This window comes from Aerococcus sp. UBA6277 (genome assembly GCF_002440555.1).
Classification (GTDB): Bacteria; Bacillota; Bacilli; order Lactobacillales; family Aerococcaceae; genus Aerococcus.
Genome location: NZ_DJUR01000036.1, coordinates 32,196 through 48,589 on the forward strand (window position 1 = coordinate 32,196; position 16,394 = coordinate 48,589).

13 protein-coding genes are annotated in these 16,394 nt (G+C 39.1%); 5 read left to right on the plus strand and 8 right to left on the minus strand.

Going from position 1 to position 16,394, the window contains the following annotated elements:
* Positions 1–51: 51 nt before the first annotated feature.
* The 5 genes from gyrB (at position 52) to rpsR (ending at position 5,991) form a co-directional block, all read left to right on the plus strand.
* Positions 52–1,974, plus strand: coding sequence for a DNA topoisomerase (ATP-hydrolyzing) subunit B (gene gyrB / locus B2V22_RS06435; RefSeq protein WP_290491303.1), 1,923 nt, complete (start codon positions 52–54; stop codon positions 1,972–1,974).
* Between the two features lie 18 nt (positions 1,975–1,992).
* Positions 1,993–4,575 (plus strand): DNA gyrase subunit A, encoded by a 2,583-nt coding sequence (gene gyrA, locus B2V22_RS06440; protein ID WP_290491230.1) that lies wholly within the window; start codon positions 1,993–1,995, stop codon positions 4,573–4,575.
* A 262-nt stretch (positions 4,576–4,837) separates the two neighbouring features.
* A complete protein-coding gene (gene rpsF / locus B2V22_RS06445; RefSeq protein ID WP_003142910.1) occupies positions 4,838–5,140 on the plus strand; it encodes a 30S ribosomal protein S6 in 303 nt (100 codons plus the stop codon).
* 36 nt (positions 5,141–5,176) lie between these two features.
* Complete coding sequence (gene ssb / locus B2V22_RS06450; protein WP_290491232.1) at positions 5,177–5,728, plus strand: single-stranded DNA-binding protein; 552 nt, start codon at positions 5,177–5,179, stop codon at positions 5,726–5,728.
* A gap of 26 nt (positions 5,729–5,754) precedes the next feature.
* Positions 5,755–5,991 carry a 30S ribosomal protein S18 gene (gene rpsR, locus B2V22_RS06455; RefSeq protein WP_003142905.1) on the plus strand — a complete coding sequence of 79 codons (237 nt, stop codon included), beginning with the start codon at positions 5,755–5,757 and terminating at the stop codon, positions 5,989–5,991.
* A gap of 62 nt (positions 5,992–6,053) precedes the next feature.
* Here rpsR and B2V22_RS06460 read toward each other — a convergent pair whose 3' ends face one another.
* The 8 genes from B2V22_RS06460 to B2V22_RS06495 form a co-directional block, all read right to left on the minus strand.
* The gene (locus tag B2V22_RS06460) at positions 6,054–6,434 is read right to left on the minus strand and encodes a VOC family protein (protein WP_290491234.1); all 381 of its coding nucleotides are present in this window, start codon (positions 6,432–6,434) and stop codon (positions 6,054–6,056) included.
* Positions 6,435–6,592: 158 nt separating this feature from the next.
* On the minus strand, positions 6,593–7,660 hold the full coding sequence (locus B2V22_RS06465; protein ID WP_290491236.1) for an iron-containing alcohol dehydrogenase family protein: 1,068 nt from the start codon (positions 7,658–7,660) through the stop codon (positions 6,593–6,595).
* 77 nt (positions 7,661–7,737) lie between these two features.
* Positions 7,738–8,772, minus strand: a complete 1,035-nt coding sequence (locus B2V22_RS06470; RefSeq protein ID WP_290491238.1) for a branched-chain amino acid aminotransferase — start codon at positions 8,770–8,772, stop codon at positions 7,738–7,740.
* A gap of 402 nt (positions 8,773–9,174) precedes the next feature.
* Positions 9,175–10,983 carry an oligopeptide ABC transporter substrate-binding protein gene (opp4A, locus tag B2V22_RS06475; RefSeq protein WP_290491240.1) on the minus strand — a complete coding sequence of 603 codons (1,809 nt, stop codon included), beginning with the start codon at positions 10,981–10,983 and terminating at the stop codon, positions 9,175–9,177.
* Positions 10,984–11,033: 50 nt separating this feature from the next.
* Positions 11,034–11,951 carry an ABC transporter permease gene (locus B2V22_RS06480; RefSeq protein WP_290491242.1) on the minus strand — a complete coding sequence of 306 codons (918 nt, stop codon included), beginning with the start codon at positions 11,949–11,951 and terminating at the stop codon, positions 11,034–11,036.
* 17 nt (positions 11,952–11,968) lie between these two features.
* A complete protein-coding gene (gene opp4B, locus B2V22_RS06485) occupies positions 11,969–12,931 on the minus strand; it encodes an oligopeptide ABC transporter permease (RefSeq protein WP_290491244.1) in 963 nt (320 codons plus the stop codon).
* Position 12,932: 1 nt separating this feature from the next.
* A complete protein-coding gene (locus B2V22_RS06490) occupies positions 12,933–13,889 on the minus strand; it encodes an ATP-binding cassette domain-containing protein (protein WP_290491246.1) in 957 nt (318 codons plus the stop codon).
* Positions 13,889–14,920, minus strand: coding sequence for an ABC transporter ATP-binding protein (locus B2V22_RS06495; RefSeq protein ID WP_290491248.1), 1,032 nt, complete (start codon positions 14,918–14,920; stop codon positions 13,889–13,891). Before B2V22_RS06495 ends, B2V22_RS06490 begins: the two co-directional genes overlap by 1 nt.
* Between the last annotated feature and the right edge of the window lie 1,474 nt (positions 14,921–16,394).

Here is a 16,394-nt window from a genome sequence, read left to right on the forward strand (position 1 = left end):
AATGAAGAAGCACTCGTCCAACCAGAGGAGCTTGTTTCTGAAGAAGAAAAAATGGCTAAGAAACGCGAATTGGCGAAAGACTATGATGCCAGCCAAATTCAAGTATTGGAAGGTCTAGAAGCTGTACGTAAGCGTCCAGGGATGTATATCGGCTCAACTTCAGCTAGTGGTTTACACCATTTAGTATGGGAGATTGTCGATAACTCAATTGATGAGGCCCTAGCAGGATTTGCGGGTCACATCCAAGTCACCATTGAAAAAGATAATTCCATAACAGTTGTCGACGATGGCCGTGGGATTCCCGTTGATATCCAGTCAAATACCGGTCGTCCAGCGGTAGAAACAGTCTTTACTGTCCTACATGCCGGTGGTAAATTCGGCGGTGGCGGGTATAAAGTATCCGGTGGTCTTCACGGGGTTGGGGCCTCTGTTGTAAACGCCCTTTCTGAATGGTTGCATGTCTATGTCCATAAAAATGGTCGCATCTACCACCAAGAATTCCGACAAGGGGCTATTGTGTCTGATGTTGAACAAACTGGTGATACAGATACCCATGGTACGGTTGTGCATTTTAAACCGGATGCAGAGATTTTTACCGATACAACCATCTTTGAATTTGAAGTTTTAAACCGTCGTGTCCGTGAGTTAGCCTTCTTGAATAAGGGCCTTCGTATTTCTTTAACGGATGCTAGATCAGAAAACCAAGAAACAGCTTCTTACCACTATGAAGGTGGGATTAAAGAATATATTGAGTATATGAATAAGGACAAAGATGTCTTATTTGAAAAACCAATTTATCTTGAAGACGAGCAAGATGGTATTGAAGTAGAGGTCTCTTTACAATATACAGATGGCTTTCATTCAAATATCCTAAGTTTCGCCAACAATATCCATACCTTTGAGGGTGGTACGCATGAATCAGGTGCTAAAACAGCCCTAACCCGTGTCATTAACAACTACGCTCGTTCACAAAAAATCTTAAAAGAAAATGACGATAACCTAACTGGGGAAGATGTGCGTGAAGGAATCACTATGATTGTGTCTGTTCGCCACCCAGACCCACAGTTTGAAGGTCAAACCAAGATGAAATTAGGGAACTCGGAAGTTCGGACGATTACCGACAACTTATTCGCAGCGCATTTTGAAACTTTCTTGTTAGAAAACCCGCAAATTGCCCGTCGTATTGTCGATAAAGGGACTGTAGCCTCTAAAGCCCGTCTAGCAGCTAAGCGTGCCCGTGAAATGACTCGTAAAAAATCAGGTTTAGAGATTTCTAACCTACCAGGTAAATTAGCCGACTGCTCAAGCCGTAATCCAGAAGAATCTGAATTATTCATCGTTGAGGGGAACTCGGCCGGTGGATCAGCCAAACAAGGCCGTTCACGTCACTTCCAAGCTATTTTGCCGATTCGAGGTAAAATCCTGAACGTTGAAAAAGCATCGATGGACAGAATTTTAGCCAACGAAGAAATCCGTTCATTATTTACTGCAATGGGTACAGGCTGGCAAAATGAGTTCGACATCACCAAGGCACGTTACCACAAATTGGTTATTATGACCGATGCCGATGTCGATGGTGCACACATCCGTGCATTACTATTGACCTTAATTTATCGTTATATGCGCCCTATATTGGACGCTGGCTACGTCTATATCGCAGTGCCGCCTTTATACCAAGTCCGTCAAGGTAAAAAGATTGTCTACCTAGATACTGAAAATCAATTAGAAGAGTACCTACAAACTATCCCAACAACACCAAAACCAGCCATTCAACGTTATAAAGGTTTGGGTGAAATGGATGCTGAACAACTTTGGGAAACCACAATGGACCCAACTAACAGAACATTATTACAAGTAAACGTAGATGATGCAGTAGAAGCAGACAAAATCATCAATATGTTGATGGGTGACCACGTTGAACCAAGACGTGATTTCATCGAAGATAATGCTACCTACGCCAACATCGATTTATAGTAAGGAGGGAAAAGTTTCATGAGTGAAGAAATTAAAGAACAATTCCCACAACGTGAGCTATCGCAAGAAATGCGGACGTCATTTCTTGACTATGCCATGTCAGTTATTGTGGCACGTGCCCTACCGGATGTCCGTGATGGCTTAAAACCCGTTCACCGTCGTATCCTTTATGGGATGAATGAATTAGGGGTTACCTCAGATAAACCCTTTAAAAAATCAGCCCGTATCGTTGGGGACGTAATGGGTAAATACCATCCGCATGGTGATTCGGCTATCTATGAATCAATGGTGCGTATGGCTCAAGACTTCTCTTACCGCTACATGCTAGTGGATGGTCACGGGAACTTCGGTTCAGTCGATGGTGACCAAGCGGCAGCTATGCGTTATACCGAAGCGCGTATGAGTAAGATTGCCCACGAAATGGTTCGTGACATGAATAAAGATACCGTTGATTTTATCCCTAACTATGACGGTGAAGAGCGTGAGCCAGAAGTATTACCAGCTCGCTTTCCTAACCTACTAGTTAACGGGACAACCGGTATCGCAGTTGGGATGACTACCAATATTCCAACCCATAACCTAAGCGAAGTCATCGGCGCCATTAAAATTTTAATGCAGAATGCTGATGCAACAACCAACGAATTAATGGAGGCTTTACCAGGACCAGACTTCCCAACCGGTGGTATTGTCATCGGGAAATCAGGTATCCGTAAGGCTTATGAGACTGGAAAAGGGAGCATCATCGTCCGTGCTAAATTAGACATTGAAACCATGTCTTCAGGTAAAGAACGGATTATCGTTCATGAAATTCCTTACATGGTAAACAAGGCTAAATTAGTCGAACGTATTGCTGAACTAGCCCGCGACAAACGGGTAGAAGGGATCACCGCTGTACGTGACGAATCTGGTCGTGAAGGTATGCGTGTCGTTATTGAATGCCGTAAAGATGCCAGCGCATCTGTAATCGTCAATAACCTTTACAAATACACGCAATTACAAACAAACTTCGGTATTAACATGGTAGCCATTGTAAATGGTGTACCCCGTACCCTAAGCTTGAAAGAAATCCTAGAAAATTACCTACTTCACCAAGAAGAAGTAATCCGTCGTCGTTCGATTTTCGAGAAAAACAAGGCTGAAGCGCGTGCCCACATCCTAGAAGGGTTGCAAATTGCCTTAGACCATATTGACGAAATCGTTAATATCTTACGGACGTCTCGGTCAGGTGACGAAGCAAAAGCCCGTTTTATCGAGGACTACAAGCTATCAGATAAACAATCACAAGCTATCTTAGACATGCGTCTAGTTCGTCTAACTGGTTTAGAACGTGAGAAAATTGATAAAGAGCACGCCGAATTAATGGCGCAAATTGACTACTTAAACCAAGTGTTAGAATCTGAAACAATGCGTTACCAAATCATTTATGATGAATTAGTTGAAATCGAAAGTAAATTCGGTGACGACCGTCGTACAGAGTTAATGGTTGGTGAAATCCACAATATCGATGATGAAGACCTAATTGAAGAAAGTAACGTGATTGTTACCCTAACGCATAACGGTTACATCAAACGTATTGATGATATAGAATTTAGAGCCCAAAATCGTGGTGGTACAGGGGTTAAAGGGATGAGCATGAACGATGAAGACTTCGTTGAAACCATGCTGTCCACCTCAACCCACGACTCAGTTCTATTCTTCACCAACACTGGTCGCGTATTCCAATCTAAAGGTTATGAAATTCCAGAGTTTGGTCGCGCAGCCAAAGGGATTCCAGTTGTGAACCTATTGAACTTACAACAAGACGAAACTGTTCAAGCCATGATCAACGTGACCCCAATTGAAGACGCAGAAGTAAAAGAACACCTATTATTCGTAACGAAAAACGGAACCGTAAAACGCACCAATGCTAGTGACTACTTCAATATCCGTAACAATGGATTAATCGCCTTGAAACTAGCTGACGGCGATGAATTAGTGAAAGTTGTCTTAACTAGTGGTGATGACAATATTATTATTGCTTCCCAAGATGGTTATGCTGTAAGTTTCCAAGAAACAAACGTCCGTAGTATGGGGCGTACCGCTACAGGTGTTCGCGGTATTCGTTTAAACGAAGGCGATCAAGTGGTTGGAATGTCTGTACTTGGACCAGACGACAGTGTATTAGTGGTTACTGAAAAAGGTTACGGTAAACAAACACCAGCCAGCGAATATGGTATTAAAAACCGTGGTGGTAAAGGGGTTAAAACCATTAATGTTACCGAGAAAAATGGTATCTTAGTTGGTTTAACAACCGTTTCAGGAGAAGAGGACATCATGTTAATGACCAACCAAGGGGTAGCCATTCGCTTCCACGCGAAAAACATCTCTCAAACCGGTCGTGCAACCCAAGGTGTCCGTCTCATTCGTTTATCCGATGAAGCTGTCGTTTCTACCATTACCAAAGTAGATGCAGTTGAAGAAGAAGATCTTGCCGTAACACCAGTTGAAGGTGAACCAGCTGTTGGTACCACATTAGCAGATGCACCATCAGAAGAAATGGTTTCTCGTATGCAAGAATTCGCAGACGACGCCCTATCTGACCAAGAAGAAACAGAAGACTAAAATTGGTAACACAGTAAAAAAGTTGCAAAAATCCCATGAAATGGCGTATCAACAGCCATTTCATGGTTTTTTTTGATGTCATTTAGATTATTCTGGTATATTAACCTAAATTATTTTCTTACCAATATACATCTGATTCTTAAAATATCACTTGATTTATATGGATTATTTTGATAGAATACTTTATTGTGAGTATTAATATACTCTCCTTGCTCTCAAGGATGTTGAGAGCCAATAGACCAAAAGGAGGTGCAAAAGTCTGATGAGTGAAAACACTACTAAATACGAAGTTTTATACATTATTCGTCCTGATATGGAAGAAGCGTCTAAAAAAGCTTTGGTTGAACAATTCGATCAAATCTTAACTTCAAACGGTGTAACAATTAATGAATCTAAAGACTGGGCAAAACGTCGTCTTGCATATGAAATCAACGATTACAAAGAAGGTATCTACCACTTAGTTGATATGGAAGCTGACGATGCGGAAGGAATCAACGAATTCGACCGTCTTGCCAAAATCAATGACAATATCTTACGTCATATGATTACTAAAATCGAAGACTAATTAACAATACATATTTCGTGAGAGAGGAGTTATTTCATGATTAATAATGTTGTACTGGTCGGCCGTTTAACTCGTGACGTCGATGTGCGTTATACGCAAAGTGGCGTTGCCGTTGGATCTTTTAGCGTTGCCGTTGAAAGAAACTTTAAAAATGCCCAAGGTGAACGTGAGACAGATTTTATTAACTGTGTTATCTGGCGTAAAGCAGCAGAGAATTTTGCGCGTTTTACCCGTAAAGGTTCATTAGTAGGTGTTGAAGGCAGCATCCAAACTCGAAACTACGAGAATAACCAAGGACAACGTGTATACGTTACTGAGATTTTGGTTGATAACTTTAGTTTATTAGAATCAAAATCAGTTACTGAAAGTCGCCCTGCCTCTGATAATAACAATAACAGTGGTTTTGGTGGATTTAATAACAATAACGCAAACAACAACAGCTATGACAATCAAAATGCTGATCCATTTGGTGGAAGCAGCTTTAATCAAAACTCCTCTTCATTTAACAATGGTAACGATAACCCATTCCCATCATCTAATGATGGTTCTGGTTCAATCAATGTTACCGATGATGACTTACCATTCTAATGGTATAAGTGAGGGAGGTAAAAAATATGGCAGCACAACGCCGCGGTGGTCGTAGACGTAAAAAAGTATGTTTCTTCTGCGCTAACCACATTGATCATGTAGATTACAAAGACACAGATTTATTAAAACGTTATATTTCTGAAAAAGGTAAAATCTTACCTCGTCGTGTAACTGGTACATGTGCAAAACACCAACGTACTTTAACAGCTGGTATTAAACGCGCTCGTATTATGGCTTTAATTCCATTTACTACAGCAGACTAATACTAATCAAAAAAACCATTTCGCCTTCTGGTGAAATGGTTTTTTTCTTCGCTTAAATCGACTTAATTCGTCGTAATTTCGACTAGATTACCCTCTGGGTCTTGGACTACTGATTCATAGTAGCCGTCACCGGTTGTTCGTGGACCAGAAAAAAGTGGGAACCCATCTGCGACTAATTGAGCTGTTTTTCCGTCTACAGCCTCTTTATCGCCTACTGCTAGGGCAATGTGTCCGTAACCTAAAGCATCAGCAATACGGGGGCTTAAATGCTTTTTATTGGTTAATTCTAGGCGACTGCCCTCATCAAAGCTTAAAAAGTATGATGAAAAACGTGTTTTAGGATTATGGTAGCGGTCACCTGCTTCGGCCTCAAAGTATTTTTCATAAAAAGCTTTGACAAGTTCTAAGTCAGTCACCCATAAAGCAACGTGTTCAATTTTCATATATAAACTCCTTTAGTGTACAATTTAGAATGCGCTTACACATCATATGATAAAGCAAAACGAGCTGTGACACTAGTCACAACTCGTTGGTAGGAGAATTCCTATGTTAAGTATGTTGATTACTTGTTTAATCTCATGTTCTAAGGAGGAAAATCGGATCAGTCTAGCGCTTCAACATCTCTAATTGCTTGTTCAAATTTCTCACGGGTAATGGTATATGGAGAGAATGTTAAATCATCCATAGTCATCGCTTTATCAACTAATTTGTCGATATCTTCTTGCGTTGTTACCCCTTGAGCTGCCAATTTAGTTGGCAATTTAATTGATTCCATGAATGCTTTCATACGGTCACGGTATTCAAATTGATGGTCCATTGTTAGTAATAACAAGATACCATATGAAACTACCTCACCGTGTAAGTGTTCATGGGCTTGTGGCAGAACAGTATAGCCATAGTAGTAGGCATGTGCCATGTTTGAGTTGATGTCATTCTCAACTAATACAGACGCATAAGCTGATGCACCGATAATTTCTAGGACCACATCTTCTAAGGCCTGGTTTGCTTCTTGGTTACGTACAGCTTCTAAAGCTTTAGCACCAACAGCCATCAATTTATCATTCGTACCTTTGACAATATTTACCCCTAAACGATTTTCAAAGCTTAGGTCTCTGCCACGTGAAGAAAAACTAGTCTCTACTTCTTTAGACATACAGTCACCAATACCAGCCCATAAATATTCAACAGGCGCCTCAGCGATGATTTGTGTATCGATGAAGGTATGGTCAGCTGGTGCTTTACGGTAAGCTAAACCAGCCATCTCATGGTTATCATGATACATAACACATACTGACGAAGTTGGCGCAGAAACGGAAGCTAGAGTTGGGATACTGAATAATGGTTTGTCTAAGTCACGAGCTACTACCTTAATTGTATCAATCGCGCGTCCCCCACCAACTGCAAAGATCATATCCGCATCTTGCACTTCTTTGATCGCTTTCATTTTCTCAACGTTGGTATAAGATGCTTCCTTACCGTAGACTTGCACGGTAGCCACTTCTAATGATGATTTTTCTAGGGCAGCAGTTAAGCGTTCCTTACTAGCTGCCAAGGCTTTTTCACCACCTAGAATCGCGACGGTTGTACCAAATTGACTACAATATTCATCAATTGCATCAAAGGCATCAACACCAATTGTTAAATTTGGTAGGTTTACTGATAGAGACATATTTATTTTCCTTCTTTCTTCATAATCAGCCTTTTAAACTAATTTATGCTTGGTTTAAAAGGCTTTTTGCAAAATGATTAATCTTCATCAACGTCTACGATCCATCCTTCAGGCGCTTCTAACTCACCAAATTGGATACCCGTTAATTCTTTGTATAATTTTTGTGATACTGGACCAACCTCAGTTTCTGAGAAGAATACGTGACGGTTGTCTTTGTATGTTACAGAACCAGCTGGAGAGATAACAGCCGCGTTACCCATAGCTCCTGCTTCAGAATATTTGTCAAATTCGTCCACTTTGATGTCACCAACTTCAACTTCTAATCCTAAACGGTGTTCCGCTAACCATAACAATGATTTTTTAGTGATTGATGGTAATACTGTATCTGATTTAGGTGTTACAAATTTGTTTGTATCTTTCTCGATAGCAAAGAAGTTTGCTGATGAGAATTCATCTACTTTAGTATGTGTTGCTGGGTCTAAGTATAATACGTCATCGTAACCAGATTCTTGAATACGTTTAGCTGTTGCTAATGTTGATGCATAGTTAGCTGTTGCTTTGATGTTACCAGTACCATCAGCTGCTACACGGTCATGTTCGTGGTCGATGATGTAGTTATGTGGTGCTAAACCACCTTTGTATAATGGACCAACTGGTGTTACGTAGATTGTAAATAAGTATTCTTCAGCTGCTGATACTTGTACGTGGTCACCGATACCTAATAACATAGGACGGATAAACATTGCAGCACCGTTGTGGCCGTATGGTGGCACATAGTCACGGTTAGCTTTAATAACTTCCTTACAAGCACGGACAAATTCTTCAACTGGTACTTCTGGCATCGCCATACGACGAGCACCACGGTTTAAACGTTCACCAAATTCATCTGGACGGAATAAAACAATCTTGCCATCTTTTGTACCATAAGCTTTATTACCTTCGAATACCCCTTGGCCGTAGTTGACGATTGGAGCAGCTTCACGAATGGGTAATTGAGGATCTGTTTCTAATCCTGCTTTATACCATTCGCCATCTTTCCAGTATGCACGCCAGCGGTATGGTACTTCCGTATAAGAAAAATCTAATTCATCCCAGTTTAATTTGTCAGTCATATAGAGCAACTCCTTTAAGTTTAATTTCTAAGTAACAATATCAGCAATTTATTAGCAAAAGAAAAGGCCCCCCACGCGCTGGTGGGAGGCCTAAGTCCCATTCAGCGTTAACAAGCACGAATAGGACTTACGATTTGTTATTAGTGAAAAACACTAATTCGTAAAGTCCTGTTTATTAATAATAATGACCACTTGTGCTGTCTTTTTCATGAGACTACCTCTTTCGTTTTCTAATGTGAATTTAATATAACCTAAAATAATAATGATTGCAATAGGTAAAATGAAAAAAATCTAATAAAAATGTAAATAAATTAAAATTATTTAATAAAAAGGCGTATATGGCCACGCCACATACGCCTAATCACTATCTAAAAGTGGTTGTAAGATCTAGTTGAAATTACTTTATTCTGATACGGGTGCATCAGCTGTTACTTCAACTGTGTGCCATCCGAAGTCATCCGCTGGGTTATGCGCGTAGTCAAAGTGTTTTACGCGGTTGTTAATAGGCATAACTTGTTGACGGAATAATGTTGGAATAACTGGTGCTTCTTCAGAGAAGTATTTTTGCCACTCAACAAAGGTATTACGTTGGAATTCTTCGTCAAAGGCTTCTGCACTTGTAAAGTCAGCCATGAATTGGTCATTCTCTTCAGTTGCCCAACGTGTATAGTTAAAGGCAGCATTACGCGCGTATAAACCGTTTGGTGCTGGGTCAGTACCTGTACCCCAAGCAGCTTGATAGATATCGATATTTTCATCATCTGCTTCAATACGGTCATAGAAACTGTTGAATTCTAGTAAACGACCATCTGTTAATTGGACATCTAATCCAACTTCATTCCAAGCTTGGATATAGTATTGTGCAATCGGCTCAGCCGTTTCTCCACCTTCCATAGAGGCAAAGTTAATTTGTAATGGTTCACCATCTGGATCTTCACGAATACCATCGTTATCTGTATCTACGTAGCCAGCATCATCTAATAGTTGGTTAGCTTTATCAGGATCGTAGCTATAGCCAGGTACTTCTTCAGTTGTTGCCCCAAAGCTACCAAATACAGGTGGAATAACGGTATTTGCATTGGAACGTAGACCATTATAGAATCGTTGTGCTACAGCATCGTTATCAATAGCATACCCCATTGCTTGACGAAGGGATTTATCAGCCATTTTGGCATCTTCATCATACACAACCTCACCGGCTTCAGAGTCCCATTTACCCAACTTAAATCCAATATATGTATAAGATAATTGTTCGCGACCGAGTAATGTATAACCAGGTAATTCTGCATAACTTTCATATAAATCAGTTGGCATACTTAAAGCAACGTCATATTTCCCATTTTCTAAAGCTGGTACAACCGAACTTGAAGGCACTACTTCAACGACAACATTGTCTAACTTAGGTTCACCTTGCCAGTAGTATTCATTGGCTTCATATTCAACGGACTCTCCTGGTGTTACTTTAGTAATACGGAAAGGACCGTCACCAACTGGTGTTGAACGGATTTTCTCAGATGAAGCTAATTCAGCTACTGGAACATCTTCTAAATAATGTTTAGGCATTGCGTATGACCAAACACCCCCACCTGCTTGAAGCATTGAAGGGCTTACTTCTTGGAATTCGATTTCAACAGTGACATCATCAACTTGTGTGATACCAGAAATCGTATCAGCTTCCCCACTATGGTATTCTTCCATACCGACTACGTTTTGGAAGGTACCATCATAACGAATACCAGTGTAGTCTGGGTGACCGATTACCTCGTAAGAATAGATAACATCTTCGGCAGTTAATGGTTCACCATCAGACCATTTCAAACCTTCTTTTAAGGTAATTGTTGCTTTATTATTTTCTTGATCTAATGCTAACGTGGCTTTACCGGAGTCGTCAATTTGGAAGTCATCATCAGTGCCAAATAATGAATCAAAACCAAACTGCATGATTTCTGCATCATAATTATCTTCATAAAACTCCCAAGAGAAAATACCTTGGAAAGGTGAGTCCGTTACTAAACCAACTTGTAAGGTACCACCATCAATTGCTTCACCTTCATTATCAACTGTAGTCGCTAGTTCTGGTGCAACTACCTCACCACTTTCGCTACTAGAAGATGAATCTGCAGTTTCACTGTCACTATCATTGTTACCACACGCCACCAAAGCCAAACTTGCAGCAGCTGTTAAACCCAATAACTTATACCATTTCTTCATACACTTTCCTCCTAAACTAAATTGTGATGTTGTAATTTTAAAAAATATAATTACCCTAAACGTTGTTTTGCATCTGCAGATCGTTTTAAAGCTTGACCCACATAGTTAATGCAAAGCATCAATACTAAAATCAGTAGTGATGCAGGTAGCCATACCCAAGTCTTATTTTCCAGAATATCTGGTGACTGAGCATAGCTGACCAATGTCCCTAAACTAGGTGTGGAAGTAGGTAACCCAAATCCTAGATAACTTAACCCAGTTTCAATACCGATATTTGCGGCAAAGTTCAAAGTGACATTTACGATGATCAGAGAGCTTAAATTCGGGAGAATTTCCCTAAATAATATCTTGTAAGTTGGTGTCCCCATCGTTCTTGATGCTGAGATATAATCTCTTCGACTCTCAGATAAGGCTTTACTACGGATTAACCGCGCTTGCCCTACCCAATAGAAGGCACTCATGATGAGGATAAAGGTCCACACATTATAGTCTGAAACCAGTGTGATAAATACGATGATCAACATAGTTGTTGGAAGTAACATGATAAAATCAATGATCCGCATCAAGAAATTATCAATAATACCGCCATAGTAACCAGCAACCAAACCAATCGTAATCCCAACAATACTGGTAAGTGCCGTAATGGTAAAACCAATTGTAATGGAGTTTCTAGCACCTATAATCAGTTGGCCAAAAATAGAACGACCACCGGAATCAGTTCCTAAGATAAATTCATCATTAGGTGGCAAATAGGAATCTAATAGAGATATTCGCAATACTTCATCTTGGTCGATGACAATTGCCCCAATGAATACCCCAAGAATAATTAGGATAAATAAGATTAAACTAAATAGTGCTAGCTTATCTTTTAAAAATTCACGCCAAATTACGCGCAAACCAGTTGGCGGTGCACTAGCTAATTCTTGTGCAATCGCATCTTGCCCAGTTGTTTTTTTATAATTTTCCATTCGTCATCACCCCTTCCCTAATCAATTCGAATACGAGGATCTACAATCGTCATAATAATGTCAGAAAGTAGCGTACCTAGAATTGTTGAAATACCAAATATCAATACCAGGGCAGTAATGACCGAATAGTCACGACTATTAATCGATTGAATAAATAGTTGACCCATACCAGGATAAGCGAAGATTTGTTCAATAAATACTGAACCCCCGATTAAACCAGTAATTTCATAACCAAATGTTGAAGCCACTGGTAATAGCGAGTTTCTAAAAATGTGACGGTTATACACCACATTCTCAGGTACCCCTTTAGACCGAGCCGTCTTCACATAGTCTTGCTGTTTTGCATCAATTACCTCACTCCGTAAATACTGGATGATCCCTGTTGTACCAAGCAAGGCGTAGGTAATTGCCGGTAGTAACATATGGTAGAACCGGTCCCAATAATAAGCAGGTGTACCGGCATCTAATCCGGTAGATACTGATCCATTTGTTGGGAACCACTGCAACTCATACCCGAATAGCCAAACCATTAGTAAAGCAAGTACGAAAGTTGGAATTGCATAGGAAATGAAGTTGTATAATACGACCCCTTTATCGAAAGAAGAATTATTATGACGACCTGATAAAATCCCAAGCGGTATGGCAATTAAGTAGGTAAAAATCAAAGTGAGTAATGATAGGAAGATCGTATTAACCGCCCGTCCACCAATTAAAGTGGATACAGGCACTTTATAGGTATAAGACATCCCAAAGTCACCCTGAAAGGCATTCTTCAACCAATTCAAATATTGGACGATAATCGGTTCATTCAAACCAGCTCGTTCACGCAAGGCTTCAATCGTTGAAGGATCAGTTTCTGGTGTGATAAGCCCTGTAAATGGGTCACCAGGCATCAACCTAGCTACCGCGAATACTAAGATACTCAAAATTAAAATTTGCGGTAGCATCAACAGAACTCTTCTAAATATTGTTTTCCACATATTAATTGCCCCCTTTCAATGATTGATCAAAGGCAACATCATGATTTTCTGAGAATGGAGATAAATCATAAACACGATTATTTTCATCATAATAAATGTTAGACGTCTTTTGATACTCAGCATCAATTTGCTGACGTCGTGCTTTAATCTCAGCCCGTTTATTTGGATCCATTTCAGGAATTGCAGCCAATAACCGTTTAGTATAAATATGTTGCGGGTTATTGAAGATTTCTTTCTTGGAACCACGCTCAACAAATCGTCCTTTATGCATAATAGCAATTTCGTCTGCCATATGTTCCACAACCCCTAAATCATGGGAAATGAACAAGTAACTCAAGTTATATTCACTTTGAATTTGCTTCATAAAGTTTAAAACCTGCGCTTGAACCGATAAATCAAGGGCTGAAGTGGGTTCATCGGCAATAATCAGTTTAGGGTTACTGGCTACTGCCCGAGCAACCCCTAAACGTTGCCGTTGACCACCCGAGAATTCATGCGGATACTTATAGATTGTATCTTCATTCAAACCAACAATCTCTAACAGCTCGATTACCCGATGCTTCACTTCTTTTTCAGAATATTGATAATAATTGCGAATTGGTTCAGCAATCACATCTAAAATCCGTTTCTTCGGATTCAAAGACATAGTCGAATCTTGAAAAATCATCTGAACATTCCGGTTATATTCGCCGTATTTACCAGACCGCTTCCGCGCTTTATTGGTGACATCGGTTGCTTCATATAAAATTTGTCCAGCAGTCGCTTTCTCCAAACCGATAATGGCACGGCCGATAGTCGTCTTACCAGAACCTGATTCACCAACTAGGCCGTAAGTTTTGCCGCTTTCAATTTCTAAATCAACACCATCCACGGCAAGCACATTGTCCTGTACCGTATTAAAGAATCCGCCGCGAATAGGATAATGTACTTTCAAATCTTTTACTTCAATAAATCCCATTACTCGACCCCTTCCTTCAAGTCCGCAACATCCTCTTCCTCAGGGAAATCGAAATGCTGCCAACAAGTACATTTCACGAAATGATTAGGGGCCAGCTGATGCATGGTCGGTTTTTCTTCATGCTCACTATCATCAATCCATGGAATACGACTGGCAAAACGGCAACCATTTCTTGGCAGGTTTTGCAGTGAAGGCACAGTCCCTTGAATAACATGAAGTTCATCTTCTTCATTTTCAAGTTCGTGTGGCACTGAATTTAACAGTGATCGCGTGTAAGGATGTTTTGGATTATTAAATAGTTCACCCACATCAGCAATCTCAACTACCTCTCCGGCATACATCACGGCTACCTTATCTGCCGTTTGTGCAACTACCCCTAAATCATGGGTGATTAATAGGATGCCAGATCCCGTCTCATCTTGAATATCGTTCATTAAATCTAAGATTTGCGCTTGCACAGTCACATCTAAGGCAGTAGTCGGCTCATCAGCAATAATAATGGCAGGCTTGTTTGCTAAAGCAATAGCAATCACTACCCGTTGACGCATACCACCAGACAATTCATGCGGATATTGTTTCATCACACGTTTTGGATGAGGAATTTGAACCTGTGTTAATAGCTCCTCCACCCTTGCAAGACGTTGAGATTTGGATAAATCTGAATGATACAATAATGTTTCTTCAATTTGATCTTGTATTGTCATCAAGGGGTTTAAAGAACCTAAAGGATCCTGGAAAATCATCCCAATATCATTTCCCCTGATTTTATTAAATTGCGCTTCAGTATTTTCTAAAAGATTATCCCCTCTATAGAGAATCTCTCCCTGGATTTGCGTATTCGCTCGATTATGTAAGCCAACAATCGAGGTAGCTAAAGTACTTTTACCAGACCCTGACTCCCCTACGATAGCAAGGACTTCATTCTCATTCAAAGTCAAAGTGACATCATCGACAGCATTAAAGTACTCATCGCCAAAACGAAATCCTGTATGTAAATGATTAATTTCTAATAATACCTGGTTAGAGGACATGGTTTCAGCTCCTTAAAAAATGATATTTCAGTAAATTCTTTAATTTAATTCTAATCATTTTGATTTTTAAATACTTTACATGAACTAGATTAAAATTTCAAGGAAAAATAGATTTTTGTTCATAATTTCGTAACATTTTTCTTAATTGTTTTTAATATTACTTCTTATTGTTTTAATAATAATAGGAAGAGAAGTGAATTAAGCAGCTTGAAAATAAAATTCAAAATAGGAAAAATGCGTTTGTGGATAAGTCTGTGACTAAGTCGAAAAAACGTTCGAATTATCCTGGTGCTGTACGCAATTATCTTGTGGATAAAAATAAAAAGTTGATTAGATTCCTGAGTATAAATGACTTATCCACATGTGGAGATAGGTAGATTCTAACCAATAATTTTTAATAAAATGGCTGTTTCACATGAAAACTGTTGTTAAAATAGCTGGATATTGGTGTCAATAAATTGATGGTATATAAGTATTTGAAAACGAAATAAGAAGCAAAAATAGCCTATGTCATGTAAGGATATATAACATATACAATTACTAATTGTTGTAGTACAGTGAAGGAATTTTAGGTGAAAAGATTGCAATTTTTAAAAAATGAATATGGATTGCTAGTGGCTTTATGTGAAAAAAATAGGGTGGGAGAGATAAAAAGTAGATAAAAGATAATCGATCCAATAAGATGGTAATAAGTCGTTAAAAATAAAGAGATATATTCAAAGCAGCAAAAGTAGAAAAGAATGAGGAGTATCTCTTTTCAAGTGAATATTGATGTAAAATTTCACAAGCAAATGAGGTTGCAAAAACATCAAGAAAGCATTCAGATGGCTTAGATATAGATATAACAGGCTAATAGGATAATTTAGATAGGTAATGTGTTAGTTACACTTGAAACAAGTGAATAACTAAGAGATGTATGGATATAACTAAGAAAAGTAGAAGAAGAAAGTTAGTAAATTACCAGACGGTTAGTTTTGATGAGCTTTCACTTGGAACTGTATGAATAAGCACCCTTCTTACGTGCTTATCTTGTTCCTATCTCTACTTAATTGGTAATTTTCAGCAGCAGATAAGAGTTAGGAAGGCGTTATTTAGTGTATTCTTCTTATATAGTTTGATTGATTAAAGTCTTGTCCAATAAAAGGTTATTGTATGAGAATTTGACTTTTTTTGGCCAATATCTTATTAATAAAGCTTATTTTAGACAATTTTTAGAGTATCGGTTACGAAAATCATCATTCCATATACCTGTTAAAAGTAAAACAGATCGTCTACTATAATTAGTGACAACAGTTTCTGTGATTATAGAATGACTTATATTATTTTAGATGTTGAGTTAACTTTAACTAGGTTTTTTTAATAAGGTAGCGGAATGTTTCACGTGAAACATTCCGCTTTAGTATTAATTATCCCTCTATGCGTGGCAAAAATTAAATGCCTTAGGCTTATAATCCTTATACAAACAGACTAATTC